Below are 4274 nucleotides of genomic sequence, written 5' to 3' on the forward strand. Positions count from 1 at the left end.
ACATACTCACTTACACCACCACAGCCAATGTGGATGGTTTCCATCTCAACAATGATGGCAGTTATTCTTTTGACCCTAACCACGCCAGTTACGAGCATTTAGGGGAAGGTGAGCATCAACAGCTGCAAATTCCAGTTACGGTCACTGACTTGCATCAAGCTCAAGTGACCCAACTGCTCACTATCGACATTGAAGGGTTAAATGATGCGCCTACCGTTACTGGAAGTCGCGTGTTGCCTGCAGGTACCGAGGATCAGACTCTTCGTATCACACAAACTCAGTTATTAGCAGGTGCGACTGATATCGATAAAAACGATGCTGGCACTTTACACGTTGATGCAGTAACTGCCGATCACGGTACGGTCACGCAGAATGCCGATGGTTCATTTACGTTCCATCCAGACCAAGACTATAACGGTCAGGTTCATTTCACTTATGATGTGCAAGATGCTCACGGCGGGGTTACGCATACTGGCGCAACCACTTCATTGAGTGCAGTAGGTGATGCAGCGGTTATTACAGGCTCCGGTTCTGGGGTTAAAGAGGATATCAATGTGGATATCTCCAGTGGGCATCTCCTTGGTGCTTCTGGTGTGTTCCATGTTGTTGACCCTGATGGACCTGCACAGTCGCAATTCCCAGATGTGCTCTATGGTGGTATTTATCAAGGGTCTCATGGGGGAGATCTTCAGGTTAATAGTAATGGTAACTATTACTACCATATAAGTAATTATTTAGTACAACATCTCTCAGAGGGTCAAATACTCAAAGAGGAGTATACCATTCACAGCGTTGATGGAACTCTACACAAAGTGGAGTTTACCGTTGAGGGGACCAATGATAAACCCGTCCTCTCTGCCCAATCACAATCGGTAACTGAAGGTGGAACTCTTTTATCTGGTCAGATGCATGCCACGGATGTGGATACAAAAGACACGCATACCTTCACTATCGATAAACCTGTAGATGGCTTAACCTTTAACAATGATGGTAGTTACACTTTTGACCCCTCCCATGCCAGTTATCAAAACTTGGGAGCAAATAATGACCAAGTTATACATGTTCAGGTAAAAGTGGATGACCATAATGGTGGTACGGATACGAAGACTCTAACGTTAGTTGTACACGGAACGAATGACGGTGCAACAATTGGCGGACAAGACACCTTTACTGTTCAAGAGGATCATAACCTTACCCTAAACTCCGGTAATACGATCATATACAACGGCCAATTGACCATTACTGACGCCGATGCTGGAGAAGATCATTTTGATGGGAATCTTCATCAAAACCAACAAACAGGCACATGGGATACCGGATATACAACACAAGAAGGTGGAAAGCTCATTCTTCAATCCAATGGTTCATATCGCTATGAGATTGATAATAGCCTCGCAAAGATTCAATCTCTCGGCAGTAGTGAAACGTTAATTGATACTGTTACTGTGCTTTCTGCTGATGGTACGCCTCATCAAATTCAAGTCACTATCCAAGGTGACAATGATGCTCCCGTTGTTAGCTCCGCAGTTACACTTGCGGCTGGAACTGAAGATACAGATGTTGTTCTACACGCTTCTGATTTACTCGCCAACGCTACAGACATCGACCACGATGATGCGGGGAAACTCTCTGTGGCCAATCTCACCGCCGACCATGGCAATATCACCGATAACCATGACGGAACCTTCAGCTTTCATCCTACACAAGATTACAACGGCAAAGTCTCCTTTACCTATGATGTGCAGGATACACATGGTGGAAGTGTCGCTACATCAGCCTCAATAACTCTCACTCCCACCCGCGATTCTGCTGTGATTTCTGGCAATGATGCGGGAACGATTATTGAAGATCATAATGTCGGGCACAGCTCAGCTCAAAAGATTGCAATATCAGGCTCTTTGTCTGTAACTGATCCTGACACAGGCGAAGATCATTTCCGGTTTAACCAATTTGGTGAGAAAGCGATACATGACCCCTTTGGTGGAGATCTAAGAATAACTCCAGCTGGAAGTTGGGGGTATGAGGTTTCAAACAGTCGCTTGCAATCATTAGCTGAAGGTGAAGTAGAAAAGGTTGTATATCGTGTTTATTCTGCAGACCACACTGCCCACGATATAACAATAACGGTGACAGGCACCAATGATCAGCCGACCATCATTGCGACAACACTTGCACATGGCACTGAAGATACACATTACCAAATGCAAGCGAGTCAGTTTGGGTTCACCGATATCGACACTGGCGATACGCTACACTCCATCGCAATCACAGATCTACCCCCTGCGACACAAGGTAAGTTTGTGCTTGATGGGCACGATGTTACAGCGGGACAACAGATCCCTGCAGCTGACATCAGTAAACTTCAGTTCGTCCCTACGCAAGATTTCAATGGTGACGTCCAGTTTAAGTTTACCGTCAATGATGGACATGAAAATTCGTTAGAGGCTACCAATACCCTTCATATTGACCCTGTCGCCGACGCAGCAACAATCGCCGGAGTAGACACTGGCGGCGTTACTGAAGATAACTTCTATGGCATGCAGGCACTTATAGCTAAAGGGCAACTCACCATCAGTGATGCTGATATAGGTGAAGATAAATTCGACCCAATGGTACATGCTCAAAACAACGCGGGCATTGGTTACGACACCAAACTTGGTGGTCACGTACTGCTCTCAGAAGATGGCAGTTGGCAATACAATATGGATAACTTCTCCCCTGCCGTACAAAAACTGGCAGAGGGTGAAACCGCAATAGATACGGTCACGATTCACAGTGTGGACGGGACTTCGCATGAAATTCAGATCACCATTACCGGCACCAACGACGCACCGATTCTCGGCGTAAACCAAACCTCATCGACGACGGGTACATTAACAGAGACAGATGTCGACGTTAAAGACACACATACTTTCTCTGTCGTCAGTTCAACGGGGCAATTCGGATCACTGTCGGTCGATCCAAACACTGGTGACTACGTCTACACACCCAATACGTCAATCACCGGGATGAGTTATAACTCTGCCACCAACACCTACCATGGTGTGGATGTGTTTGAAGTAAAAGTGAACGACGGCCATACTGAGGATTCGAAATTCATCACCTTTGATGCCTCGGGACATGTCACCACGTCACCAACGGGTGGTCTAGTCATATCAACGACTGTACCTCAACAACCTGCGGTAACCACGACGCAACCAACCTTGTCTTCAGGCACTAACATCGCACCAACGAACACCGTTACTCTGGATCTTGCATCAACCAGTGATTCTGGTTCATCAAGCACTGACAACCTGACCAATGACACGACCCCAACAATTGCCGGACACACTGATATTCCATTCTCGAAAGTCACGATTTACGATGGTTCCACACCCGTTGGACACGCGGTGTCAGATGCCTCTGGCCAATATAGTGTTGCAGTAAGCAGCTTATCGGAGGGCGATCATAATCTATCCGCCAAAGCACTGGCTCCCTCATCAGTGCTACATGCAACATCTTCACTTCTGTCTGTCCATATAGATACGCAAGTACACGTCGTTATTCAAACAGACCCGATTACCGCCGACAATGTGATTAATGCTCAAGAGTCCAACAGCTCCATTGACATCACCGGATCCGTTTCTGGCGATTTTAATACAGGCGACATTGTGACTTTAGATGTAAATGGGACACAGCATACTGGCGTGGTCGATGCAAAAGGACACTATTCAATTGCCGTACCTGGCAGTGAACTCATCGCCGATGCTGACCAAAAAATAGAGGCATCAGTAGCGGTAACAGATACCGCAGGTAATAGCGCTCATGCCACTGCAGATGTTACTTACCAAGTCGATACACAGGTTAGCGTTCCTACGATTACTTTTGAAAACGCAGGGGCAGACAACTTATACAGTAAAGCTGAAATCGCCCGAGGCCAAGCAAATACGATCACAGCAACCGTTACTCCTCCTGGTGATGCAAAAATCGGTGAGCATCTTGTCGTTAACGGACAAGATCATGTATTAGATGCTCACACTCTTCAGCATGGAATACAAATTGAAGTTCATCCCGGTTCTAATGTACAAGCAACAATGACTGACGAACACGGTAATACCGCAGGTAGCCAAGGTTTCGCTGCAAGTGCTATTCCTGAACCGATCATTGTCAGACCACCATCGGGAAGCCACCAAGTATCTGGCACGCTTGGGGTTCCACCACTATTACCATCGTTAACTCCGGTACCAACAGCACAAAGCGGTTGGCGAATCCATTTACCTAACGGACAGTACGTC

The 4274-nt window shown here is 46.6% G+C and carries 1 protein-coding gene; it reads left to right on the forward strand.

What is annotated here, in order from left to right; translation table 11 throughout:
- On the forward strand, positions 1–4274 hold a 4274-nt coding region (locus IQQ51_RS14485; RefSeq protein WP_228012879.1), incomplete at both ends, for a VCBS domain-containing protein.

Source organism: Vibrio sp. OPT18, from assembly GCF_015163615.1.
Taxonomy (GTDB): Bacteria; Pseudomonadota; Gammaproteobacteria; order Enterobacterales; family Vibrionaceae; genus Vibrio; species Vibrio coralliirubri.